This is a genomic window from Agromyces sp. NPDC058064 (assembly GCF_042885275.1).
Lineage (GTDB): Bacteria > Actinomycetota > Actinomycetes > Actinomycetales > Microbacteriaceae > Agromyces.
The window spans coordinates 268,001-290,221 of record NZ_JBHVSE010000004.1 but is presented as its reverse complement, the minus strand read 5'-3'; the positions used below and the strand labels follow the sequence as shown (position 1 = coordinate 290,221).

The following is a 22,221-nucleotide window of genomic DNA, read 5'->3' as shown; positions in this document are numbered from 1 at the left end:
GACGGAAGGCGACAGCACCACGTGATCGAAGCGCTCATCCTCGGGCTCGTCCAGGGCCTCACCGAGTTCCTCCCGATCTCCTCGAGCGCCCACCTGCGCATCCTGGGGGAGTTCCTGCCCGGGGCGCAGGATCCGGGGGCCGCCTTCACCGCGATCACGCAGCTCGGCACCGAGACCGCGGTCGTCGTCTTCTTCTGGCGCGACATCGTGCGGATCATCTCGCACTGGTTCGGCTCGTTCACCGGCCGTGTGCCCCGCAACGACCCCGATGCGCGCATGGGCTGGCTCATCATCATCGGCTCGATCCCGATCGTGGTCTTCGGCCTCCTCTTCCAGGACGCGATCGAGTCGACGCTGCGCTCGCTCTGGATCACCGCGACGATGCTCGTCGTCTTCGGCATCATCCTCGGCCTCGCCGACTGGGCCGGGGCGAAGCGCCGCAAACTCGACCAGCTCACGTACCCGCACGGCGTGCTGTACGGCTTCGCGCAGTCGCTCTCGCTCATCCCCGGCGTCTCCCGCTCGGGCGGCACGATCACGATGGGGCTCCTGCTCGGCTACGAGCGCGCCGCGGCCGCGCGATACGCGTTCCTGCTCGCGATCCCCGCGGTCTTCGGCAGCGGGTTCTTCCAGCTCGTGAAGAGCCTCGACGAGCCCACGGTCTACGGCCCGATCGAGACCGCTGCGGCGACCCTCGTCGCGTTCGTCGTCGGCATCCTCGTGATCGCGTTCTTCATGAGCTGGATCTCGAAGCACAGCTTCCTGCCGTTCGTGATCTACCGCATCGTGCTCGGCGGCGCGCTGTTCGTGATGCTCGGCACGGGCGTCATCCAGGCCTGATCGCCGCCGCGACCGCAGGGCCGCATCGCGGCGCGCGTGCGTCGCGCGCGCGTCAGGGCGCGACCGGGCCGCCCCGCCCGTCGGCGCGCCCCTCGGGGCCGTCGCCGCGGCGGCGGAGGTAGCGTTCGAACTCCTGCGCGATCGCCTCGCCGCTGGCTTCGGGGGCGTCGACCGCGTCGCGCGCCTGCTCGAGCTGCGCGATGTAGCCCGCCATCTCCTCGTCCTCGGCGGCGAGCGCGTCGACGCCGGCCTCCCACGCCTGCGCGTCGACCTCGAGGCTGCCGCGCGGGATGGAGAGCCCGGTGAGCTCCTCGAGCTTGCCGAGGAGGGCGAGCACGGCCTTCGGCGACGGCGCGTTGTGCACGTAGTGCGGGACGGACGCCCAGAGCGACACGGTCGGGATGCCTGCCCGCTCGGCCTGGTCGGCGATGACGCTGAGGATGCCGACGGGCCCCTCGTACGTCGAGCGCTCGACCCCGAGCGCACCGCGCACCTCGGGGTTCTCGCTCGAGGCGAAGACCGTCAGGGGCCGGGTGTGCGGGGCGTCGGCGAGCATGGCGCCGAGCAGCACGACGCCGTCGACGTCGGCGGCGAGCGCCGCGTCGACGAGCTCGGCGGCGAATCCCTTCCAGCTGCGCGCGGGCTCCGCGCCGATGAGCACGTGCAGGCCGGATGCCCCGGGGCCGGTCACGGGGTCGTCGAGATCGACCCGGCCGCTCGGGCCGAGGATCGCGGCGCCCGGCCACTCGAGCCGGCGCGCGCCGTCGTCGCCGGTGACGATCGTGGGGCGCGTGAACTGGTAGTCGAAGTAGATCTCGGGGTCGACCGCGGCGATCTCGACGAGGCCGAGGCGTTCGCTCAGGAGCTTCGCCGCTCCGGTCGCCGCCTCACCGGCGTCGTTCCAGCCCTCGAAGGCCACGACGAGCAGCCTTCGAGCTTCGAACCCGGCCGGCTGATTCACTGCTGGTGCCCCGCTTCCCGCCCCGGACGCCCGGGGTCCTCTCCACAATAGGGCGTGCCCGTAGACTTGGGGGTTGTGACCACACGCCTGCCTGCCGCCGCCCTCTGGGACATGGACGGAACCCTCGTCGACACCGAACGCTACTGGATGGCCGCCGAGGAGGAGCTCGTCGAGGCCTTCGGCGGCAGCTGGAGCCACGAGGAGGCGCTGGCGCTCGTCGGCAGCGGCCTCTGGGAGTCGGCCCGGGTCTTCCAGGCGAAGGGCGTCGACCTCGACGCCGACACGATCGTGAATCGCCTCACCGCCCGGGTCAGCGAGATGCTCGTCGAGCACGGCGTGCCGTGGCGCCCCGGGGCCCGCGAACTGCTCGAGGCCCTGCGCGAGGCATCCGTGCCGACGGCGCTCGTGACGATGTCGCTGCGCTCGATGGCCGACGAGATCATCTCGGCCATCCCGTTCACCGCGTTCGACGTGATCGTCACGGGCGACTCCGTCCAGCATCCGAAGCCGCACCCGCAGCCGTACCTCCAGGCCGCCGAGATGCTCGGCGTCGACATCGCCGAGTGCGTCGCCTTCGAGGACTCGCCCGCGGGGCTCACCTCGGCCTTCAGCGCCGGCGCGATCGCCGTCGGCGTGCCCAACATCCTCGAGCTCGACGACGTGCCCTCGACGGTCATCTGGCCGACGCTCGAGGGGGCGTCCATCGCCGACGTCGCCGCGCTCCTCACCGCAGAGGAGGTCGCACGATGAACGCGAGCCGTGGCGAGCAGAGCGGGCCGTTCCGCGTCGGCGACCGAGTGCAGCTCACCGGCCCCAAGGGGCGCATGCACACCATCACCCTCGAGCCGGGGCAGATGTTCCACTCGCACAAGGGCCTCGTCGCGCACGACGACCTCATCGGCCTGCCCGACGGATCGGTCGTCGCGAACCAGGTCGGCATCGAGTACCTCGCCCTGCGTCCGCTGCTCAGCGACTTCGTGATGTCGATGCCGCGCGGTGCGGCGATCGTCTACCCGAAGGACGCCGCGCAGATCCTCGCCCAGGCCGACATCTTCCCGGGCGCGACGGTCGTCGAGGCCGGCGTCGGCTCGGGGGCGCTCTCGCTCTGGCTGCTGCGGGCGATCGGCGCGACCGGGCGACTCCACTCCTTCGAGCGGCGCGGCGACTTCGCCGAGGTCGCCCGCGGCAACGTCGCGACCTTCCACGGCGCGGTGCCCGAGAACTGGTCGATCGGCCTCGGCGACCTCGCCGAGGTGCTGCCCGAGACGGTCGAGGACGGCTCGGTCGACCGGGTCGTGCTCGACATGCTCGCCCCGTGGGAGTGCCTCGACGCCGTGTCGGCGGCGCTCAAGCCCGGCGGCGTGCTGCTCTGCTACATCGCGACCGCCACGCAGCTCTCGCGCGTGGCCGAGGCGATCCGTGCGACGGGCGAGTACACCGAGCCCCAGTCCTCCGAGACGATGGTGCGCGGCTGGCACGTGCAGGGCCTCGCCGTGCGACCCGATCACCGCATGATCGCCCACACCGGGTTCCTCATCACGGCCCGCCGTCTCGCGCCCGACACGGTGCTTCCCGAGCTCAAGCGCCGCCCGTCCAAGACCGAGTTCAGCGACGAGGACGTCGAGGCGTGGACGCCCGGGGCCCTCGGCGAACGGCAGGTCAGCGACAAGAGCCTCCGCAAGCGCGTGCGCGCCGCCGGCGCCGCTGCGCGGAAGTCCAGTGCCGCAGGCGCCGACGACGTCGCCGGCGCCGAACCGTCCGACTCGGACGGGTAGGCTTTCAACGCCCCTCCGCGACCCATCGAAGAATCGAGGATCAGTGCGCTCGTCATTCGCGCTCATCGCCACGGCCGGCCTCGTCGCCGTCGCCCTCTCCGGCTGCACCGCCCCGGCGCCCGCGCCCGAGGCCACCACGGGCGGCTCGTCCGAGCTCGTCGAGGCGACCGGTGAGTTCGGCTCGGCGCCGAAGGTCGACTTCCCGACGCCGCTCACCCCGAGCGACACCGAGTGCACCGAGATCATCGAGGGCGAGGGGCCGCTGCTCACCGAGGGGCAGATGAGCCTCGTCGGGCTGGCCGTCTACAACGGCGCCACCGGCGACGAGCTGCAGGTCACGGGCTTCGGCGACGAGGACCCGGTGCCGCTGACGGTCTCCGACACGACGCTTCCCGGCCTCAAGCACGGCCTCACCTGCGCCCGCGAGGGCTCGCGCGTCGCGGTCGTCATCCCCGAGAAGGACGGCTTCGGGCCGAATGGCAACGAGTCGATCGGCATCGCCCCCGGCGACAGCCTCGTCATGGTGATCGACGTGAAGCAGGCCTTCCCGTCGCGCGCCGACGGCGCCGTGCGGCTCACGCGCGACGGCTTCCCCGCGGTCGTGCTCGCGCCCGACGGGCGTCCCGGCATCACCGTGCCGAAGAACGACCCGCCCGAGCAGACCGAGGTCGAGGTGCTCAAGCAGGGCGACGGCGAGGTCGTCGAGTCGGGCGACACGGTCGTCGTGCAGTACACGGGCGTCCTCTGGGACGACAACAGCGTCTTCGACTCCAGCTGGGAGAACGGCAGCCCCGTGACCTTCACCGTCGCCGAGGGCGAGGGAGCGCAGGTGATCCCGGGCTTCTCGAAGGCGATCATCGGCCAGACCGTCGGCTCGCAGGTCGGCGTCATCGTCTCGCCCGAAGACGGCTACGGCGACCAGGCGAACGCGAAGATCCCCGCCGGATCGACGCTCTTCTTCGTCGTCGACATCCTGGGCGTGCTCTGATCGCGCCTGCGCGTCCGGGCTGCGCGAGCGGTTCAGTATGATCGCTCCTGTGGCCGGGGGAGAGCGCAGGAGCGAAGTGAAGGTACCGGTCGAGGACCGCCTGTTCAGTCTGGTGCTGGCGCTGCTCGCGACCGAGACGGGGCTCCTCAAGTCCGAGATCCTCTCGACGGTGCGCGGCTACGCCGAGCGCTTCGACGCCTCGGGCGCGAACGCCAACCTCGAGCGGCAGTTCGAGCGCGACAAGGACGACATCCGCGAGCTCGGCATCCCGCTCGAGACCGTCGAGTCGCCCGACCGGCCCGGCGACAACCAGGCGCTGCGCTACCGCATCCCGAAGGGGCAGTACGAGCTGCCCGAAGAGGTGCGGTTCACCCCCGACGAGCTCGCGCTCCTCGGCCTCGCCGCCGAGGTCTGGCGCGAGGCATCCCTGTCGGCCGATTCGCAGCGCGCCCTCACGAAGCTGCGCTCGCTCGGCATCGAGCCGCACGAACCGGTCATCGGCTATGCGCCGCGGCTCCGAGTCCGCGACGCGGCGTTCGAACCGCTCCGGCAGGCGCTCGATCGCCGCCAGGCGGTGCGGTTCCGCTACTTCAAGCCGGGGGAGCAGGCCCCGCGCCAGCGCACGGCCAACCCGCTCGCGGTCGTGCTGCACGAGGGCCGCTGGCATCTGCACGCCTTCGACCTCGACGCGCAGGAGCCCCGCACCTTCCTCCTCTCGCGCATCGTCGGCGAGGTGACGACCGTGCCCGGCTCGAGCTTCGAGGCGCCGCCGCCCGGCATCCAGGACCAGGTGATCGCCGACCTCAGCGCGCTCCGGCTCGCGAACGCGGCCGATCTCGCGGTCACCGCGGGCAGCGACGCCGAGGTGCGCCTCGGCAAGCGCGCGGCGCTCCGCGACGAGGACGCCGGGGTCATCCGCCTGCACTACACCGATGCGGCGATCTTCGCCGACGAGCTCGCGGCCTACGGCCCCGAGGTCAGGGTGCTCTCGCCGAAGTCGCTCCGCGACGCCGTCCGGGAGCGGCTCAGGGCGGTCGCCGAGGCCCATCGCGAAGGAGACATCCGATGAGTGCGAAGCGCGCTCGCCCGCTGAAGGCGCCCGACAAGCTCGTCTTCCTGCTCTCGTTCGTGCCGTACCTGCTCGAGCAGCAGGTCGTCGACGTCGACGAGGCGGCCGCGCACTTCGGCATCGGCGCTGAGGAGATCCGCGACGCGGTGCGACTCATCGCGACGTCGGGCCTTCCCGGCGCGACCGGCACGTACCAGCCGAACGATCTCTTCGACATCGACTGGGACTCCTTCGAGGAGGACGACGTCATCGTCATCGTGCATCACGTCGCGATCGACGACGCGCCGCGGCTCTCCGCGCGCGAGGCGTCCGCGCTGATCGCCGGCCTCCAGTACCTCTCCGCGCTTCCCGAGAACGCCGGAAGCGCGTCGCTCGCGGCGCTCATGCAGAAGCTGACCGCCGGGGCGTCGGCGGTGCCGAGCCGGCTCGCCGTCGCGGAGTCCGAGGCCGACGCCTCGCTCGCGCGCATCCGCGAGGCGGTCGCAGGCGGCCGCCAGCTCGAGTTCGACTACCGCAACGCGCTCGGCGTCGCCGGGCGCCGTCGCGTCGACCCGCTCCGCATCCTCTCGCAGGACGCCGACTGGTACCTGCAGGCGTACTGCCACACCCGCGAAGACGTCCGCAACTTCCGCGTCGACCGCATGAGCGAGCTCGTCGTGTCGGACGTGCCGATCGACGAGCACCCCGAGCGCGAGGTCCCGGACACCCTGTTCCAGACCTCCGAGTCCGACTTCGACGTCGTCGTGGACGTCGCGCCCGAGGCCCTGCCGCTCCTGGCCGATTACCTCGCGGACTCCACGACCGCCGAGGTCGACGGGCGCCTCCGCGTCACACTGCGACTCGCCCACGTGCACGGCCTCAAGCGGCTCGTGGCGGGCCTGCCCGGTCTCGTGACGGTGGTCGGGCCTCCCGAGGCGCGGGCGGCCGTCGCCGGCTGGGCCGATGCAGGGCTCGCGGGCTACTCGGACGCTGGCGAATCCGACGGGTCCGACCGCCCTCCGAGTTGAGTGCACGACGCGGCGCGCGGGCATCCGTCCACAGGATTGGACGCACGGAAACCTCCGACAGGTAGACTGTCGCCAACATCCCCCGAGAAACGGACGAATACCTATGTGGCAAGGCTTCACCGGTTGGCACGCGCTGATCATCCTCGTGGTCATTCTGCTGCTGTTCGGCGCCCCCAAGCTTCCGGCACTCGCCCGCAGCCTCGGGCAGTCGATGAAGATCCTGAAGACCGAAGTGCGCTCCGACAAGGGCGACGGCGACGCTGCCGCCGCCGCTGACGAGCAGACGAAGTCCGAAGAGCCGGGTTCCGGCAAGAGCGCCTGACCTCGATGACCGCGGTGAAGGATCGCGGAGAGAAGAACCGCGAGAAGCGGATGTCGCTCGGCGCGCATCTCATCGAGCTGCGCAAGCGACTGTTCATCTCTGCGATCGCGATCGTCGTCGGCATGGTGGCCGGCTGGGTGCTGACCGACCTCTACGTCTGGGACGCCATCCAGGAGCCGGTCGTCCGTGTCGCCGAGGCGCGCGGGCAGGACGCCGAGACGGCGATCGTCTTCCCGACGATCTCGAGTGCGTTCGATCTGCGCCTGCAGATCGCGCTGACACTCGGCCTCGTGATCTCGAGTCCGGTCTGGCTCTACCAGATCTTCGCGTTCCTGGTGCCCGGCCTGAACAAGAAGGAGCGCAGCTTCACGCTCGCCTTCTTCATGACGGCGATCCCGCTCTTCTTCGCGGGCTGCGCGGCAGGCTGGTTCGTGCTGCCGAACATCGTCAAGCTCATGACGAGCTTCGTGCCCGAGGGGGCGATGTCGCTGCTCACCGCGAAGGAGTACATCGACTTCGTGCTGAAGCTCGTGGTCGCGATCGGCATCGCGTTCGTCGTGCCGGTGTTCATCGTGCTGCTGAACTTCGCCGGGGTGATCAGCGCAGCCTCGATCATCAAGTCGTGGCGCGTCGCGATCCTCGTGATCGTGCTGTTCACGGCGATCGCGACCCCCTCGGCCGACGTCGTGTCGATGTTCATGCTCGCCATCCCGATGATCGGGCTGTACTTCGCGGCGTGGTTCATCGCGAGCCTGCATGATCGCCGTGTCGATCGCCGCAACCGCCTGGAGTTCGGCGAGCCTGTCTAGGCTGGAGGGGTGATGAGCCTCTCGCCGGCCGAGCGCTATGCGCTGTCCCGCCAACAGCGCAGGCAGCCTCGGCTCGCCGAATTCGCCGCCTCGGTGCGCTTCGACCTCGACCCGTTCCAGCGCGCCGCCTGTGCGGCGCTCGACGAGGGCCGCAGCGTGCTCGTGGCGGCACCGACCGGGGCGGGCAAGACCGTCGTCGCCGAGTTCGCGGTCTACCTCGCCATGCAGGAGCCCGGCGCGAAGGTCTTCTACACGACGCCGATCAAGGCGCTCTCGAACCAGAAGTACCAGGAGTTCGTCGACGCCTGGGGCGCCGAGAACGTCGGCCTGCTCACCGGCGACACCAACGTCAACTCGGGCGCCCGCATCGTCGTCATGACGACCGAGGTGCTGCGCAACATGCTCTACGCCGAATCGGCCCTGCTCGACCGGCTCGCCTACGTCGTCATGGACGAGGTGCACTACCTCGCCGACCGCTTCCGCGGGGCGGTGTGGGAGGAGGTCATCATCCACCTCCCCGAGGCCGTGCGGCTGGTCTCGCTGAGCGCGACGGTGTCGAATGCCGAGGAGTTCGGCGACTGGCTGCAGGCCGTGCGCGGCGACACCGACGTCATCGTCTCCGAGGACCGGCCGGTGCCGCTCGAGCAGCACGTGCTCGTGAAGCAGAAGCTCGTCGACCTCTTCGACTCCTCGGGGCAGGCCGCGACGCATCGCGTGAACCCCGAGCTCAAGCAGCTGGCGCGCATGAGCGGCGGGCGTTCGATCGCGCAACGGTCGCAGCGCGGCCGGCGCGGCGGCGATCGCGGCCGGTTCCACCAGGGCGGGCCCGGTTCGGGGCGACTCGACCGCCCCGAGGTCGTGGCGCTCCTGCAGAGCAAGAACCTGCTGCCCGCGATCGTGTTCATCTTCTCGCGAGCGGGGTGCGACCAGGCGGTGCGCCAGGTGCTCCGATCGGGCATCCGGCTGACCGAGGCGCACGAGCGCAGCGAGATCCGCGCGATGGTCGAAGAGCGCGCGAGGATGCTGCGCGACGAGGACCTCGCCGTGCTCGGCTACTGGGAGTGGCTCGAGGGGCTCGAGCGCGGCGTGGCCGCCCATCACGCCGGCATGCTGCCCGCGTTCAAGGAGATCGTCGAGGACCTCTTCCAGCAGAAGCTCGTGAAGGTCGTCTTCGCGACGGAGACCCTCGCCCTCGGGGTCAACATGCCCGCCCGTTCCGTCGTGCTCGAGAAGCTCGAGAAGTTCAACGGCGAGGCGCGGGTGCCGATCACGCCGGGGGAGTACACCCAGCTGACCGGCCGCGCGGGCCGGCGCGGCATCGACATCGAGGGTCACTCGGTCATCCAGTGGGTCGACGGGCTCGACCCCGAGTCGGTCGCGGCCCTCGCCTCGCGGCGCAGCTACCCGATGAACTCGAGCTTCCGTCCGACGTACAACATGGCGGTGAACCTCATCGACCAGTTCGGCCGCGACCGAACACGCCAGATCCTCGAGCTCTCCTTCGCGCAGTTCCAGGCCGACCGCGCCGTCGTCGACCTCGCCCGCACCCTGCGCAAGCAGGAGGAGTCGATGGCCGGGTTCGAGGAGGCGATGCGCTGCCACCTCGGCGACTTCGCCGAGTACGCGAGCCTGCGCCGGGAGATCGGCCGGCTCGAGCGGCAGAGCTCGAAGGGCAACCCGTCGCACGCGCAGCGCGAACGCCTGCAGCGCGAGCTCGTCGCGGCCCGCAAGGCGCTCCGCGCCCACCCGTGCCACGGCTGCGCGGAGCGCGAGCAGCATGCGCGCTGGGCCGAACGCTGGTGGCGGCTGAAGCAGGAGCACGACGACCTGCTCCGGCAGATCCGGACACGGACCGGGCAGGTCGCGAAGCGCTTCGACAAGGTCGCCGAGGTGCTGACCCGACTCGGCTATCTCGAGCGCGATTCGCGCGGCGAGGTCGTCTCGACCCCGGCGGGTCGGACGCTCAAGCGCATCTACGGCGAACGTGATCTGCTCGTCGCCGAGTGCCTCCGCCAGGGCCTGTGGAACGGCCTGGACGTCGCGGGCATCGCCGCGATGGCGGCGTCGCTCGTCTACGAGCCGCGGCGCGACGACCGCAACGTCGACTTCCGGCTGCCGCGCGGCGGGTTCCGCGAGGCCTTCGATCGCACGCTCGACGTCTGGAGCGAGCTCGACGACCTGGAACGCGACCACCGACTGCCGGGCAGCGACCAGCCGTCTCCCGCGCTCGCCTCGGCGATGTACTCCTGGGCACGCGGCGGCGACCTCGGCGGAGTCCTGGAGGACACCGAGCTCGCGGCGGGCGACTTCGTCCGGCTGACGAAGCAGGTCGTCGACCTCCTCGATCAGATCTCGATCGTCGCCGACGCCGAACTCGGCGCCACGGCGCGCGCGGCCATCGATGCCGTCCGCCGCGGCGTCGTCGCGTACGGCTCGGTCGCCTGACGCCGCCGCTCGGGCGCATGGCACCGGGGTGCGTCGCTTAGGCTGATCTGGTGCCCGAGAGCCCCACACGTCGATTCCTGCCCCTGCCGCTCTGGGCCGCCGTGCTCGCCGCCGCGGTGGGCGGCTCCGTCTACGACATGGGGTTCCCCGGGCTCGGCATGTGGCCGCTCGCCTTCGTCGGCATCGCGCTCGCGCTCCTCAGCCTCATCGGCCGACGCGCCTGGGGCGCGGCACTCGTCGGATTCGTGTTCGGGCTCGCGTTCTACCTGCAGCAGGTGTCGTGGACGTCGCTCTACCTCGGGCCGATCCCGTGGCTCGCGCTCTCGTTGCTCGAGTCGCTCTTCGTCGCGGGCGGAGCGGTCCTGATCACCCTCGCGTACCGGTGGGTGCCGCGGGCGAGCGGTTCGCGCTGGGTCCGGCTGCTCGTGCTGCCCCTGCTCGTCGCCGGCCTCTGGATCGTCCGCGAGACGGCGAACGGCACCCTGCCCTACGGCGGCTTCCCGTGGGGCCGTGCCGCACTCAGCCAGGCCGAGAGCCCCTTCGCCGAACTCGTCTCCTGGGTCGGCTCGACCGGTCTCGGCTTCGTGATGGTCGCGATCGTCGCCAGCCTCATCGAGTGGGTGCGGATGCGCGGGTGGCGCGACCTGCGCACGGCGATCCCGGTCGCCGCGCTGCTCGTCGTCGCCGTCGTGCTCCCGGCGTGGCCGACGACTGCGGTCGGCGAACTCAGGGTCGCGAGCGTGCAGGGCAACGGGCCCTCCGGCTACTTCGACGTGCGGACCCAGGGCGACGTGCTCGCCGCCCAGCTCGAGGCGACCGAGCCGATCCTCGACGAGGAGGGCATCGACGTCCTCCTCTGGCCCGAGGGCGGTTCCGACATCGATCCGACCCGCAGCGCGGCCGCAGCCGAGGTGTTCGACTCGCTCGGCACCGCACTCGACGCCCCGGTCGTGCTCAACACCGTCACGGTGCGCGGCGAGGAGTACTTCAACACCTCGCTGCTCTGGAGCGCGGGGGAGGGAGCCGTCGACAGCTACGACAAGCGGCATCCGGTGCCCTTCGGCGAGTACATCCCCGACCGCTGGTTCTACGACGCGATCGTGCCCGACCTCACCGGGCTGGTGCAGCGCGGTTACTCGCCCGGCGTGAATCCGCCCGTGTTCGACCTCGGCCCCGCGGTCGCGGGCCTCGCGATCTGCTTCGACGTGATCTACGACGAGGTCATCTGGGAGGGCGCCCGCGACGGGGCGGAGGTGTACCTGTTCCAGACGAACAACGCCGACTTCCGCGGAACGGACGAGAACCAGCAGCAGTTGGCGATCGCGCGGCTTCGCGCGATCGAGACGGGCCGCTCGGTGGTGAACATCTCGACGGTCGGCACCAGTCAGGTGATCGACCCCTCGGGTCGCACGATCGACGCGCTACCCGCCGACGAGCCCGGCGCCATGGTGACGGACGTCGAGCTGCGCGAGGGCATCACTCCGTCGGTGGCACTCGCGGGATGGGTGCCGATCACGATCGTGCTGGCGTCGCTCGCGGGCCTCATCGCGGCGGGCGTGCTCGCGACGCGGAACGCACCGCGCCGGTCGAAGCGCGACTGACGCTCGTCGCGGACGGGCGCGACCGGGTCCTCGGTTCAGACCCTCGGCTCAGGCGCCGATCTTCTGCTGGCCGCGACGGGCGCGCAGGTAGGTGAGCCGCTCCTCGAGGAGCTCCTCGAGCTCGGCGCGGGTGCGGCGCTCAAGCAGCATGTCCCAGTGGGTGCGGGCGACCTTCTCGCCCGAGCGGTCGATCTCGACGGGCTTCGAGTCGACGAGGAGGGTCGCCGCGGCACCGCACTGACGGCACTCCCAGGTCTCGGGGAGCTCGGCGTCGGCCGAGAAGGTCATCACCGTCTCGTGGCCGCAGGCCTCGCATCGATACGTGTGCTCCGCACGGTCGGCGAACACCACGCCGTCTTCGCTCTGCAGGCTCTGTGCGCCGATTCGCATGCCTCGAAGGCTCCGGTCCGCCATGGTGTGCTCCTCTACTCGATCGTCTGACATTGTCAACGATCAAGCTGGGCGTTCCCTTTCCGCGGGCTGAAGTTTTGCGGGGAATTCTCAGCTTCGGGCGGAGACGATCTCCATCGCGAGGTCGGCGCGATCGGTCACGAGCCCGTCGACGCCGAGATCGAGGAGCCTCGTCATGTCGGCGGGATCGTTCACCGTCCAGACGTGCACCTCCGCGCCGACGCGGTGAGCGAGGTCGATGAGCGGACGCGTGACGAGCCGCAGGGGGCCGGTCCGTTCGGGGATCTGCAGCGCGAGGCCGCCGCGGAGTGCGCGGGTCGCCGAGGCGGGGGAGCGGAGGAAGGCGGCGTTCCGGAAGCGAAGGACGCCCGCACCGCCGACGGAGGTGACGGCACCCGGCGCGAGCTCGGCGAGTCGCCGCCGCCGACGCTCGGAGAAGCTGGTCAGGAGCACTCGTCCCGCCGATCGCGTGCGCGCGATCGCCGCGATGGTCGGCTCGACCGCCGCCGACTCCTTCACGTCGATGTTGAAGCGAGCGTCGGGGAACGCGTCGAGCGCCGCTTCGAGCGAGGAGAAGTTCTGACCGTGCCCGAGGTCGATGCGCCCGAGCTCGTGCATGGTCAGCTGCCCGACGTCGACCTTGCGCCCGGCGACCCGGTCGAGCGAGGGGTCGTGCGAGACCACGGCGATGCCGTCGTGACTCGCGTGCACGTCGGTCTCGAGGTAGTCGGCACCGACCGCGATCGCCTTCGCGAACGCGAGGAGGGTGTTCTCGGGTGCGTCGAGCGCAAGGCCCCGGTGCGCCAGCACTCGGGGCCCTGCGGGCTCGAAGTAGGTCGAGGCCACTCGGTCGCTCACGCCTGGGGCGGGTACGTGCCGGGCGGCGGCGTCACGGGCGGCGCGGCCGGTGCGGACGGCGCCGTGCCGGGACCCGCCGCGGGCGCGGCGCCGGCGGCCGGGGGAGTGAAGGCCCGGCCGATGCCTTTGAGCGCCTCGGTCAGCTCGCTCGGGATGACCCAGAGCTTGTTCGCGTCGCCCTGCGCCAGCTGCGGGAGCATCTGCAGGTACTGGTACCCGAGCAGCTTCGGGTCGGGGTCGCCCTTGTGGATGGCGTCGAAGACGGTGAGGATCGCCTCGGCCTCTCCCTGCGCACGCAGCACGGCCGCCTTCGCGTCGCCCTCGGCCTGGAGGATGGCGGCCTGCCGCTCGCCCTCGGCGGTGAGGATCGCCGACTGCTTCGTGCCCTCGGCGGTGAGGATGAGCGCACGACGATCGCGCTCGGCGCGCATCTGCTTCTCCATCGAGTCCTGGATGGAGACGGGCGGGTCGATGGCCTTCAGCTCGACGCGGGAGACGCGGATGCCCCACTTGCCAGTGGCCTCGTCGAGCACGATGCGCAGCTGGCCGTTGATGTTGTCGCGGGACGTGAGCGCCTCTTCGAGGTTCAGGCCGCCGACCACGTTGCGGAGCGTCGTGGTCGTGAGCTGCTCGACGGCGCCGAGGTAGTTCGCGATCTCGTAGGTCGCCGCCCGGGCGTCGGTCACCTGGAAGTACACGACCGTGTCGATCGAGACGACGAGGTTGTCCTCCGTGATGACCGGCTGCGGCGGGAACGAGACGACCTGCTCGCGCATGTCGACGAGCGGGCGGAGCCGGTCGATGAACGGCACGAGGATGTTGAGGCCGGGCGTGAGCGTCTTGTGATAGCGACCGAGCCGCTCGACGACGCCCGCGTAGGCCTGCGGGATGATGCGGACCGATCGTGCGATGACGACGATCACGAAGATGACGATCGCGGCGACGACGATCGACACGATGATGCCGGACACGTCCATTACTCGGCTGTTCCCCTCTCTACCGGCACGACGACGGCCGTCGCGCCATCGATGCCCGTGACGAGCACGCGCCCGCCGACCGCGACATCCGCCTGCTCGGTCGCCGGCGACAACCGGGCCGTCCAGGTCTCGCCGTTCTGCAGCCTGACCTGGCCGCCCGCTGAGCCCACGGTGTGCACGACGGTGCCCTCGGCCCCGATGAGCGCATCGATGTTGCTGCGCGCGGGGTCGGAGCCGCGCCGGAGCGCGCGGAGCAACGGCGGTCGCAGGACGAGGATCAGGGCGACCGAGACCACGGCGGCGATGACGAACTGCGCCCACCACGGGATGCCGAAGAGACCCGACAGGAGCCCGGCCACGCTGCCGAGCGCGAGCATCAGGAAGGTCATCTCGAGCGTGAACACCTCGATCGTCGCGAACGCGAGAATCAGCACGAGCCATGCGATCCACGCGTACTGGGTCAGCACATCCAAATCGGGTCTCCTTCGCACGCGGCCGGCTGATTCGAAACTATCAGTGCCGGGGTGGGCATGGGGGAGTTGATAGTCTCGGTTCGCCGCGCCGACGCTCGTGCGCCGGCCCGCTCTGAACTTCGAGGAGACCTCCAGTGACCAACCCTCTCGCCCCCGGCTCGCTCGCCGGCCGCGTCGCGCTCGTGACCGGCTCGTCGCGTGGAATCGGCGCCGACACCGTCCGTTCCCTCGCCGCCGCAGGCGCCTCGGTGGTCGTGAACTACCGCAGCAAGGCGCCCCGCGCCGAGAAGGTCGTCGCCGAGATCACCGCCGCGGGCGGAACGGCGATCGCCGTCGGCGCCGACCTCACCGACCCCGCGTCGGTCGCTGCGATGTTCGAGCGCACGGTCGCCGAGCTCGGCCCCATCGACGTGCTCGTCCTGAACGCCTCCGGCGGCATGGAGACCGGCATGGGCGAGGACTACGCGATGCGCCTCAACCGCGACGCGCAGGTCAACGTCGTCGACGGCGCGCTGCCGCACCTCGCCGAGGGCGCCCGCATCGTCTTCGTCACGAGCCACCAGGCGCACTTCATCCGCACCACGCCGACGATGCCCGAGTACGAGCCCGTCGCCCTCTCGAAGCGCGCCGGCGAAGACGCGCTGCGCGCGAAGCTCCCCGAGTTCGACGCCGCGGGCGTCGAGTTCGTCGTCGTGTCCGGCGACATGATCGAGGGCACCATCACGGCCACGCTCCTCGAGCGCGCGAACCCGGGCGCGATCGACGCGCGCAAGCAGGACGCGGGCCGCCTCTACAACGTGGCGGAGTTCGCCGCGGAGGTCGCGGCAGCCGTCGTCGACCCCGTGCCCGCCGACCGCACGCGCTACGTCGGCGACGTGTCGGGCTTCGCCCCCGAGGCCTGATCCCGCCGCAGTCGCAGCACGAGAAGAAGGCCGGCCCCGGAGCATCCGGGACCGGCCTTCTTCATCGCCGTGCGGCGGGCGTTCAGACCTTCGCGCCGCGACCGAAGGTGAAGGCGCGCACGATCTGCACGATGCCGAGCACGATGAGCGCGATGCCCGCGATGACGAAGAGCACGACGGCGCCCCAGATCGGCGAGAAGAGCAGCACGATGCCGGCGAGGATGCTGAGCAGGCCGAAGAAGATCGCCCAGCCCTTCGAGGGGGCGTCGCCGATCTGGACGAGGGCGACGACGCCCTCGACGATCCACAGGACGCCGATCAGGATGGCGATGAAGACCGCCAGGAAGGCGGTCGTCGCACCGAGGTTCGCGAACGCGAGCACCGCACCGAGGATGAACAGGACGCCGAGGATGATGTCCAGCGCCCTCGCGCCGCCCGAGATCCCCCTCGAGAAGATGCCGAGGCCGAGGTAGGCGATACCGGCGATGAGGAAGTACACCGCGAGGATCGCCGTGAGCACGACCGCCGAGTCCTTCGGCCAGAAGGTGATCAGGATTCCGACGATGAGCGCGACCGCGCCGCTGATCCCGAGGGTCGCGCGGACGGTGTTGATCGCGGACTTCGAGAGCTCTTCGGAGTCCAGCGAGAACGTGGCGAAGAGCCCGGTGCTCTGCGGGTTCGACATGGTGTGTCCTTTCGTGGGCAGGTTGAGGCAAGGCTATGGCCGAATGCAAGCTGGGCATCGGATGTGAATGCGCGCGTCGCAATGCGACGGAGTGCGACGAATGGCAGGGGAACGCCGGTCGCGACGGCGATCGGTCATGAATCGAGAAGCGCCGGATGCCACGTGCGAACTACCGTGACGGCATGTGCCTCATCGTCCGCGCCCGTGACCTGCCCGCCGATCATCCCGCGTTCGCCGAGGGCGCGAACGCGGCACCCGCCGATGTCGGTGCGAACTGCTTAGATCGAGGGATCGACCTCGAACCGGGTGAGCACGGCGCGCCTTCTGCGCGCGTGCCCGACCCACGACTCGCGATGGAGACCCGATGAGCACCGCCTCACCGCACCAGGCCGACCGCCACGACCTCATCCGCGTGCAGGGGGCGCGCGAGAACAACCTCAAGGACGTCGACGTCGAGATCCCGAAGCGCCGGCTGACCGTGTTCACCGGCGTCTCGGGCTCGGGCAAGAGCTCGCTCGTCTTCGACACGATCGCCGCCGAGTCGCGGCGCATGATCGACGAGACGTACAGCGCCTTCGTGCAGGGGTTCATGCCTTCGGTCCCGCGTCCCGACGTCGACGTGCTCGACGGCCTCACGACCGCGATCCTCGTCGACCAGGAACGGCTCGGGGCGAACCCCCGTTCGACCGTCGGCACCGTGACCGATGCGAACGCGATGCTGCGCATCCTCTTCTCGAAGCTGGGCACGCCCCACATCGGCGGGCCCACCGCCTTCTCGTTCAACATCCCGACGCAGAAGGCGAGCGGGGTGATGACCGGCCCCGGCGGCGAGAAGAAGATCGTGAAGGACGCGATCTATCTCGGCGGCATGTGCCCGCGGTGCGAAGGGCGCGGCTCGGTCTCCGACCTCGACCTCGCCCAGATCGTCGACGAGTCGAAGTCGCTCGACGACGGCGCGATCATGGTTCCGGGCTACACGGCCGACGGCTGGATGGTGAAGGGCTTCTCGCAGTCGGGGTTCTATCCGGCCGACAAGCCGATCGAGCAGTTCACCGAGAAGCAACGGCACCTCTTCCTCTACGGCGAGGTCACGAAGGTCAAGATCAGCGGCATCAACATGACCTACGAGGGGCTGATCCCGAAGATCACGAAGGCCATGCTGTCGAAGGACCTCGACGCGCTGCAGCCGCACATCCGCGCCTTCGTCGAGCGGGTCGCCACCTTCGCGCGCTGCCCCGAGTGCGACGGCACCCGACTCACCGAGGGCGCCCGCTCGTCGAAGATCAACGGCGTCAGCATCGCCGACGCCTGCCGTATGCAGGTCACCGACCTCGCCGAATGGGTGCGGGGGCTCGAGCTGCCCGAAGCGGGCCCGCTGCTCGCGGCGCTCAGTGCGAACCTCGACGCCTTCGTCACCCTCGGCCTCGGCTACCTCAGCCTCGAGCGGCCGAGCGGCACCCTGTCGGGCGGTGAGGCGCAGCGCATCAAGATGCTCCGCCACCTCGGCTCCTCGCTCACCGACGTCACCTACGTCTTCGACGAGCCGACCATCGGGCTGCACCCGCACGACATCCAGCGCATGAACACGCTCCTCCTGCAGCTGCGCGACAAGGGCAACACCGTGCTCGTCGTCGAGCACAAGCCCGAGACGATCGCGATCGGCGACCACGTCGTCGACCTCGGCCCCGGTGCGGGGCGCAACGGCGGTGAGATCTGCTTCGAGGGCACCGTCGACGGCCTCAAGGCCAGCGGCACCCTGACCGGGCGGCACCTCGACGACCGCGCGACGCTCAAGGCCGAGATTCGCGGCTCCGAAGGCGCGATCGAGATCCGCGGCGCCGACGAGAACAACCTCGACGACGTCGACGTCGACATCCCGCTCGGCGTGCTCACGGTCGTCACCGGAGTCGCCGGGTCGGGCAAGAGCTCACTCATCCACGGCTCGGTCGCAGGGCACGACGGCGTCGTCTCGATCGACCAGGGCGCGATCAAGGGTTCCCGGCGCAGCAACCCCGCCACGTACACCGGGCTGCTCGAGCCGATCCGCAAGGCGTTCGCGAAGGCGAACGGGGTGAAGCCGGCGCTGTTCAGCGCGAACTCGGAGGGGGCGTGCCCGAGCTGCAAGGGCGCGGGCGTGATCATCACCGAGCTCGGCTTCATGGACACGATCGAGACGCCCTGCGAAGACTGCGGCGGCAAGCGGTTCCAGGCGGCGGTGCTCGACTACAAGCTCGGCGGGCTCGACATCACCGAGGTGCTCGACCTGCCGGTCGCCCAGGCGCACCGCTTCTTCGACTCGGCCGAGGCGAAGCTCCCCGCGGCCGTCAAGATCCTCAGCCGCCTCGAAGACGTGGGGCTCGGCTACCTCACCCTCGGTCAGCCGCTCTCGACGCTGTCCGGCGGCGAGCGGCAGCGCGTCAAGCTCGCCATCGCCATGGGCGAGCCGGGGGAGGTCTACGTGCTCGACGAGCCGACGACCGGCCTGCACCTCGCCGATGTCGAGAACCTGCTGGGCCTGCTCGACCGCCTCGTCGACTCGGGCAAGACGGTCATCGTCATCGAGCACCATCAGGCCGTCATGGCGCACGCCGACTGGATCATCGACCTCGGGCCGGGTGCCGGCCACGACGGCGGCCGCATCGTCTTCGAGGGCGTGCCCGCCGACCTCGTGGCGTCGCGCTCGACGCTCACGGGGCAGCATCTCGCCGAGTACGTCGGCGCATGAAGCCGGCTCGCCTCGCCCCGCCCCGCATCGACGAACTCGTCCTGACCGACCTCGTCGACGGCGACGACGCCGACCTGGTTGCCGGCGCCGTCGTCGAGGGTCGGCGCTTCACCGCCGCCGATCTCAGCGAGCGCGACCTGACGGGCCTCCGGGTCGACGAGTGCGAACTCAGGGGAGTGTCGGCCCACGAGACGAGGCTGCGCGGCGCGGCGATACGCGGGACCTCGATCGAGCGCCTCGAAGCACCGGTGCTGCACGCACCGCGCGCCGAGCTGCGCGACGTCGTCATCTCGGGCTCACGGCTCGGCTCCGTCGAGTTCATCGACAACCGGTGGCAGTCGGTGCGGTTCGTCGGCTGCAAGCTCGGGTTCGTGAACCTCCGGGGCGCAGAGATCCGCGACCTCCGCTTCACCGACTGCGATATCGAAGAGCTCGATCTCGGCAACGCGCGTGCCGAGCGCGTCGCGTTCGACGGCTGCGAGGTCCGGGCGCTCGCCGTCACCGGGGCGACCCTGCGCGATGTCGATCTCCGGGGGCTCGACTTCGCCGCGATGTCGTCCCTCGAGGGCATCGCCGGCCTCCGCGGCGCGACGCTCGACGGCATGCAGGTCGCCCTCCTGGCGCCGAGTCTCGCGAGCCATATCGGCATCCGAATCATCGACTGACCGGGGATTCCGAGCGATTCTCGGCCCATCGGCCCGGAGACATCGGAATGCCCCGATCGCCAGTGTCGAAGTCGACAGCCACGAACGCCGACTGAGCGAAGGGGATCGACTTGGCCGAGGCGATCGCGCGGTCGCCGAGCGCATCCAGGCGCACGTGCCCGAGCACGCGCCGCAGCTCGCCCCTCGGCTCTGGGATCGAGAGGCCGCCGCTCGATGCGGCGGCCTCTCGATCGGTGCGCGGCCGCCGCCTCGGCAGCACCGATCCGTCCGCGGATCCGACCCCGGATGTGCGGTGCAGGCACCCGGGGGAGGGGAGGGGCATCGACGGCGGGACATCGACCCACGGGCTGCCTCACGGTGAAGCAGCTGCTCGATCGCTCTCGGCGACGCACTGGTCGGTCGCAATCTCGCGCGTTACCATCGGCCGATGGGGGAGTCCGCCTGATGAAGGTCGTCGTCTGGTTGCTGGGGTTCGTCGCGATGAGCGCCGGCATCGCGGCGCTCATCTCGCTGCGCGACCACGGGGTCGAGGGCTGAGGCATGACCAAGTACCTGATCTCGTTTCCCAGCGCCGCCATGGTGCTCACCGAGGACGAGCTGCGGGACGCAGCGCGCGATGCGCACGCCGTCCTGCGAGCGGCGAAGGATGCCGGGGTCTGGGTCTTCGGCGGTGGGCTCGACGAGTCGGTGCCACCCGTCATGGTCGACGAGGTGGGCAATGTGACCGAGGGAACCTACCCCCAGACGACGACGATCGAAGGCGGCTACGCCGTGCTGGAGCTGCCATCTCGCCAGGCGGCGGTCGAATGGGCGGCGAGGTTCGCGGCGGCCTGCCGGTGCGCACAGGAGGTGCGCGAATTCATGTACGACCCCGAGAGCTGACGGTCGACGCCGACAGCCGAGGCGAGAACGCCTCGGGGTGGGGTACCGCAGATTATGTCGGAACGGGCAGGCTCGAGCCCACGCGCTTCAGTCGCGCACGGCCTCGGAGAGCAGCAGCTCGGTTTGCACGTGCCGATAGCGCGCCAGTGCGGACGCCGCCTTCGCCGCCGCGATGAGGAAGACGATGAGGCTCACGACCGCGGCGAGCACGACAAGGGCGAAGACGACCCAGACGAGACTGTACAGCGCACTGAAGTCGAAGAGTTCGTACATGCGTCGAACCTATCGGTGGTGAGCGCTGCGCAGTACCGATCCATCGAACGGGTTTCGGCGATGATGAGCAGGTGCGGGATGAGCTGGCGCGGGTCGAAATGACCCTTGTCACGTATGCCGATAATGCACATTATGTCGGACAGTAAATCATTGATCTGCATAAATTGCCAGCTGAACAGGACTTCTTCCGCTCGCGCAATCTCGCCACCTTAGTAGTTGACCTCACGTAAGCGGAACCGCAAACTGCCCGTAAGCCGGCGCTATTGCGGTCCAGCTGCTCGAAGTACGGTGAGCGGGCCTTCGTCGGCGGTCGGAGGCTCGAAGTGGTCGAAGTACTCGGCCGCGAGCTCCGCAGCGAGCGCATAGTCGTCCGCGTGTTCATGTCTGCGCTTCTGCATCCGTTCAAGCGCAACTTCTCGTGGAGTCGCGAGGTAGATCGTTTCGGGCACCACTCCGAGTGGTCGCAACAGGTCACGAAACGCGAGTCGTGATCGTCTTGACCAGAACGAGAAGTCGAGGACAACGTCTGCACCGGCCGTGACCAGTTCGACGAGGCGGGCGCGGAGTTCTCGCTCAATCTCTTCGTGCACCTCGGGCGGGAGGGGCATCACATGGATCCCGCGTCGCCAGGCCTCCCGATCGAACGAGAGTCGTGTCATTCCCCTCGCTTCGAGTTCTCTAGCGACGGTCGATTTCCCGGAACCGGCCGGCCCGCACATCATGACGACCCTGCTCACCATCCCAACTCTACCCAGATGCCGATAAAGGTCCGTGACCGGACGCCCGCAAGCCGGTCCCTGACCGTTCCCCCATCGATGCCGGCGATCGAGCGGAGCGACGAGAGAGATCCAGGCAATCCCGATCGCCGTTTGACCCGCCCGCATTACTGTCGCGATGACGGGGCGCTAAACGCTCCAAGGACCGAGCATTATGGAAAATCGGATAAGTGGCTTCACCATTAATAGATCCAGAACTCGCAGAGACCGTGGTGCTCAATGCGTCTGGCCCGAGCTTATGGAGAACGACTCAGTGACTTCTCCCCCGGCTCGCACCGTGACTGGATCCGCATCGCTACGCGCTGCGCAGCCGAGCCAGGAACTCGTCCGCCATGTCGAGCTGGCGTTGCAGCTGGGAACGGCGCTCTTCAGCTTCGGTGACGTACCGCTCGTAGTCGGCGTCGACGACCCGGCGCGCCTCGGCGTCGCCTGTGTGGCGAATGTCGATGATGCGCAGAAGCTCGGCCATCTCCTCCAGCGAGAACCCGAGCGGCTTCATGCGACGAATGATGAACAGTCGCTCGAGATCGGCGTCGGTGTAGAGCCGGAACCCGCCATCGCTTCGTCCTGAGGGCTTCAACAGTCCGATCTCGTCGTAGTGACGAATCGTGCGCAGGGAGAGCTCCGTCCGCTCGGCGAGCTCGCCGATGTGCATCATGCCTGAGTCCGTCACGTTCCGCCCCTCCCGAATAACTCTACCCTTACGTTAGGGTAGAGTTCCACTGCTCGCCGGGTCCCCCGGCGACGATGTCCATTCTCGGTCTTGGCGCAACGCGG

24 protein-coding genes are annotated in these 22,221 nt (G+C 69.8%); 15 read left to right on the top strand and 9 right to left on the bottom strand.

Features of this window, described 5'->3' with window-relative positions:
* The first annotated feature begins 21 nt into the window (after positions 1 to 21).
* Positions 22 to 840 carry an undecaprenyl-diphosphate phosphatase gene (locus ACFVSL_RS15285; protein ID WP_386941820.1) on the top strand — a complete coding sequence of 273 codons (819 nt, stop codon included), beginning with the start codon at positions 22 to 24 and terminating at the stop codon, positions 838 to 840.
* 52 nt (positions 841 to 892) lie between these two features.
* Here ACFVSL_RS15285 and ACFVSL_RS15280 read toward each other — a convergent pair whose 3' ends face one another.
* The gene (locus tag ACFVSL_RS15280) at positions 893 to 1,768 is read right to left on the bottom strand and encodes a proteasome assembly chaperone family protein (RefSeq protein ID WP_386941881.1); all 876 of its coding nucleotides are present in this window, start codon (positions 1,766 to 1,768) and stop codon (positions 893 to 895) included.
* A gap of 108 nt (positions 1,769 to 1,876) precedes the next feature.
* On the opposite strand from ACFVSL_RS15280, the gene ACFVSL_RS15275 reads away from it, so the two are divergent.
* From ACFVSL_RS15275 to lnt, 9 genes are all read left to right on the top strand, one after another.
* Positions 1,877 to 2,551, top strand: coding sequence for an HAD family hydrolase (locus ACFVSL_RS15275; protein ID WP_386941819.1), 675 nt, complete (start codon positions 1,877 to 1,879; stop codon positions 2,549 to 2,551).
* Positions 2,548 to 3,576: a tRNA (adenine-N1)-methyltransferase gene (locus tag ACFVSL_RS15270; protein ID WP_386941818.1), complete on the top strand. Its 1,029-nt coding sequence runs from the start codon at positions 2,548 to 2,550 to the stop codon at positions 3,574 to 3,576. Before ACFVSL_RS15275 ends, ACFVSL_RS15270 begins: the two co-directional genes overlap by 4 nt.
* A gap of 43 nt (positions 3,577 to 3,619) precedes the next feature.
* On the top strand, positions 3,620 to 4,564 hold the full coding sequence (locus ACFVSL_RS15265) for an FKBP-type peptidyl-prolyl cis-trans isomerase (protein WP_386941817.1): 945 nt from the start codon (positions 3,620 to 3,622) through the stop codon (positions 4,562 to 4,564).
* A 76-nt stretch (positions 4,565 to 4,640) separates the two neighbouring features.
* On the top strand, positions 4,641 to 5,633 hold the full coding sequence (locus tag ACFVSL_RS15260; protein ID WP_386941816.1) for a helix-turn-helix transcriptional regulator: 993 nt from the start codon (positions 4,641 to 4,643) through the stop codon (positions 5,631 to 5,633).
* Positions 5,630 to 6,640 (top strand): helix-turn-helix transcriptional regulator, encoded by a 1,011-nt coding sequence (locus ACFVSL_RS15255; RefSeq protein WP_386941815.1) that lies wholly within the window; start codon positions 5,630 to 5,632, stop codon positions 6,638 to 6,640. The genes ACFVSL_RS15260 and ACFVSL_RS15255 overlap by 4 nt, the downstream gene beginning before the upstream one ends.
* Before the next feature lie 103 nt (positions 6,641 to 6,743).
* A complete protein-coding gene (tatA, locus tag ACFVSL_RS15250; RefSeq protein ID WP_386941814.1) occupies positions 6,744 to 6,962 on the top strand; it encodes a twin-arginine translocase TatA/TatE family subunit in 219 nt (72 codons plus the stop codon).
* Positions 6,963 to 7,012: 50 nt separating this feature from the next.
* Positions 7,013 to 7,771, top strand: coding sequence for a twin-arginine translocase subunit TatC (gene tatC / locus ACFVSL_RS15245; protein ID WP_386941880.1), 759 nt, complete (start codon positions 7,013 to 7,015; stop codon positions 7,769 to 7,771).
* Between the two features lie 12 nt (positions 7,772 to 7,783).
* Positions 7,784 to 10,216 carry a DEAD/DEAH box helicase gene (locus tag ACFVSL_RS15240; RefSeq protein WP_386941813.1) on the top strand — a complete coding sequence of 811 codons (2,433 nt, stop codon included), beginning with the start codon at positions 7,784 to 7,786 and terminating at the stop codon, positions 10,214 to 10,216.
* Between the two features lie 50 nt (positions 10,217 to 10,266).
* A complete protein-coding gene (gene lnt, locus ACFVSL_RS15235) occupies positions 10,267 to 11,817 on the top strand; it encodes an apolipoprotein N-acyltransferase (RefSeq protein WP_386941812.1) in 1,551 nt (516 codons plus the stop codon).
* A gap of 48 nt (positions 11,818 to 11,865) precedes the next feature.
* Here lnt and ACFVSL_RS15230 read toward each other — a convergent pair whose 3' ends face one another.
* From ACFVSL_RS15230 to ACFVSL_RS15215, 4 genes are all read right to left on the bottom strand, one after another.
* Complete coding sequence (locus ACFVSL_RS15230) at positions 11,866 to 12,231, bottom strand: RNA polymerase-binding protein RbpA (protein WP_022888234.1); 366 nt, start codon at positions 12,229 to 12,231, stop codon at positions 11,866 to 11,868.
* 87 nt (positions 12,232 to 12,318) lie between these two features.
* Positions 12,319 to 13,086, bottom strand: a complete 768-nt coding sequence (locus ACFVSL_RS15225) for a glycerophosphodiester phosphodiesterase family protein (protein WP_386941811.1) — start codon at positions 13,084 to 13,086, stop codon at positions 12,319 to 12,321.
* The gene (locus tag ACFVSL_RS15220; RefSeq protein WP_386941810.1) at positions 13,083 to 14,063 is read right to left on the bottom strand and encodes an SPFH domain-containing protein; all 981 of its coding nucleotides are present in this window, start codon (positions 14,061 to 14,063) and stop codon (positions 13,083 to 13,085) included. Before ACFVSL_RS15220 ends, ACFVSL_RS15225 begins: the two co-directional genes overlap by 4 nt.
* On the bottom strand, positions 14,063 to 14,530 hold the full coding sequence (locus ACFVSL_RS15215) for an NfeD family protein (protein WP_386941879.1): 468 nt from the start codon (positions 14,528 to 14,530) through the stop codon (positions 14,063 to 14,065). Before ACFVSL_RS15215 ends, ACFVSL_RS15220 begins: the two co-directional genes overlap by 1 nt.
* 140 nt (positions 14,531 to 14,670) lie before the next feature.
* Between ACFVSL_RS15215 and ACFVSL_RS15210 the strand changes: the two genes are divergently transcribed.
* The gene (locus ACFVSL_RS15210; RefSeq protein WP_386941809.1) at positions 14,671 to 15,438 is read left to right on the top strand and encodes an SDR family oxidoreductase; all 768 of its coding nucleotides are present in this window, start codon (positions 14,671 to 14,673) and stop codon (positions 15,436 to 15,438) included.
* A gap of 82 nt (positions 15,439 to 15,520) precedes the next feature.
* Here ACFVSL_RS15210 and ACFVSL_RS15205 read toward each other — a convergent pair whose 3' ends face one another.
* A complete protein-coding gene (locus ACFVSL_RS15205) occupies positions 15,521 to 16,123 on the bottom strand; it encodes an HdeD family acid-resistance protein (protein ID WP_386941808.1) in 603 nt (200 codons plus the stop codon).
* 155 nt (positions 16,124 to 16,278) lie between these two features.
* Between ACFVSL_RS15205 and ACFVSL_RS15200 the strand changes: the two genes are divergently transcribed.
* The 4 genes from ACFVSL_RS15200 (at position 16,279) to ACFVSL_RS15185 (ending at position 20,395) form a co-directional block, all read left to right on the top strand.
* Positions 16,279 to 16,491: a hypothetical protein gene (locus tag ACFVSL_RS15200; RefSeq protein WP_386941807.1), complete on the top strand. Its 213-nt coding sequence runs from the start codon at positions 16,279 to 16,281 to the stop codon at positions 16,489 to 16,491.
* Positions 16,488 to 18,848: an ATP-binding cassette domain-containing protein gene (locus ACFVSL_RS15195; RefSeq protein WP_386941806.1), complete on the top strand. Its 2,361-nt coding sequence runs from the start codon at positions 16,488 to 16,490 to the stop codon at positions 18,846 to 18,848. The genes ACFVSL_RS15200 and ACFVSL_RS15195 overlap by 4 nt, the downstream gene beginning before the upstream one ends.
* Complete coding sequence (locus tag ACFVSL_RS15190; RefSeq protein WP_386941805.1) at positions 18,845 to 19,513, top strand: pentapeptide repeat-containing protein; 669 nt, start codon at positions 18,845 to 18,847, stop codon at positions 19,511 to 19,513. The genes ACFVSL_RS15195 and ACFVSL_RS15190 overlap by 4 nt, the downstream gene beginning before the upstream one ends.
* A gap of 540 nt (positions 19,514 to 20,053) precedes the next feature.
* Positions 20,054 to 20,395, top strand: a complete 342-nt coding sequence (locus ACFVSL_RS15185) for a YciI family protein (protein ID WP_386941804.1) — start codon at positions 20,054 to 20,056, stop codon at positions 20,393 to 20,395.
* 87 nt (positions 20,396 to 20,482) lie between these two features.
* Here ACFVSL_RS15185 and ACFVSL_RS15180 read toward each other — a convergent pair whose 3' ends face one another.
* The 3 genes from ACFVSL_RS15180 to ACFVSL_RS15170 all read right to left on the bottom strand — a co-directional run bounded on the left by ACFVSL_RS15180 (position 20,483) and on the right by ACFVSL_RS15170 (position 22,117).
* Positions 20,483 to 20,668 (bottom strand): hypothetical protein, encoded by a 186-nt coding sequence (locus ACFVSL_RS15180; protein WP_386941803.1) that lies wholly within the window; start codon positions 20,666 to 20,668, stop codon positions 20,483 to 20,485.
* A gap of 260 nt (positions 20,669 to 20,928) precedes the next feature.
* Positions 20,929 to 21,405 carry an AAA family ATPase gene (locus tag ACFVSL_RS15175; protein WP_386941802.1) on the bottom strand — a complete coding sequence of 159 codons (477 nt, stop codon included), beginning with the start codon at positions 21,403 to 21,405 and terminating at the stop codon, positions 20,929 to 20,931.
* Positions 21,406 to 21,739: 334 nt separating this feature from the next.
* Positions 21,740 to 22,117 (bottom strand): MerR family transcriptional regulator, encoded by a 378-nt coding sequence (locus tag ACFVSL_RS15170; protein WP_386941801.1) that lies wholly within the window; start codon positions 22,115 to 22,117, stop codon positions 21,740 to 21,742.
* Positions 22,118 to 22,221 lie beyond the last annotated feature (104 nt).

Coding starts and splice junctions, on each gene's coding strand:
- ACFVSL_RS15190 (WP_386941805.1), top strand. CDS start 18,845: ATGAAGCCGGCTCGCCTCGCCCCGCCCCGCATCGACGAACTCGTCCTG.
- ACFVSL_RS15240 (WP_386941813.1), top strand. CDS start 7,784: ATGAGCCTCTCGCCGGCCGAGCGCTATGCGCTGTCCCGCCAACAGCGC.
- ACFVSL_RS15185 (WP_386941804.1), top strand. CDS start 20,054: ATGACCAAGTACCTGATCTCGTTTCCCAGCGCCGCCATGGTGCTCACC.
- ACFVSL_RS15205 (WP_386941808.1), bottom strand. CDS start 16,123: ATGTCGAACCCGCAGAGCACCGGGCTCTTCGCCACGTTCTCGCTGGAC.
- ACFVSL_RS15180 (WP_386941803.1), bottom strand. CDS start 20,668: ATGTACGAACTCTTCGACTTCAGTGCGCTGTACAGTCTCGTCTGGGTC.
- ACFVSL_RS15255 (WP_386941815.1), top strand. CDS start 5,630: ATGAGTGCGAAGCGCGCTCGCCCGCTGAAGGCGCCCGACAAGCTCGTC.
- ACFVSL_RS15220 (WP_386941810.1), bottom strand. CDS start 14,063: ATGGACGTGTCCGGCATCATCGTGTCGATCGTCGTCGCCGCGATCGTC.
- ACFVSL_RS15270 (WP_386941818.1), top strand. CDS start 2,548: ATGAACGCGAGCCGTGGCGAGCAGAGCGGGCCGTTCCGCGTCGGCGAC.
- ACFVSL_RS15230 (WP_022888234.1), bottom strand. CDS start 12,231: ATGGCGGACCGGAGCCTTCGAGGCATGCGAATCGGCGCACAGAGCCTG.
- ACFVSL_RS15200 (WP_386941807.1), top strand. CDS start 16,279: ATGCCACGTGCGAACTACCGTGACGGCATGTGCCTCATCGTCCGCGCC.
- ACFVSL_RS15195 (WP_386941806.1), top strand. CDS start 16,488: ATGAGCACCGCCTCACCGCACCAGGCCGACCGCCACGACCTCATCCGC.
- tatC (WP_386941880.1), top strand. CDS start 7,013: ATGTCGCTCGGCGCGCATCTCATCGAGCTGCGCAAGCGACTGTTCATC.
- tatA (WP_386941814.1), top strand. CDS start 6,744: ATGTGGCAAGGCTTCACCGGTTGGCACGCGCTGATCATCCTCGTGGTC.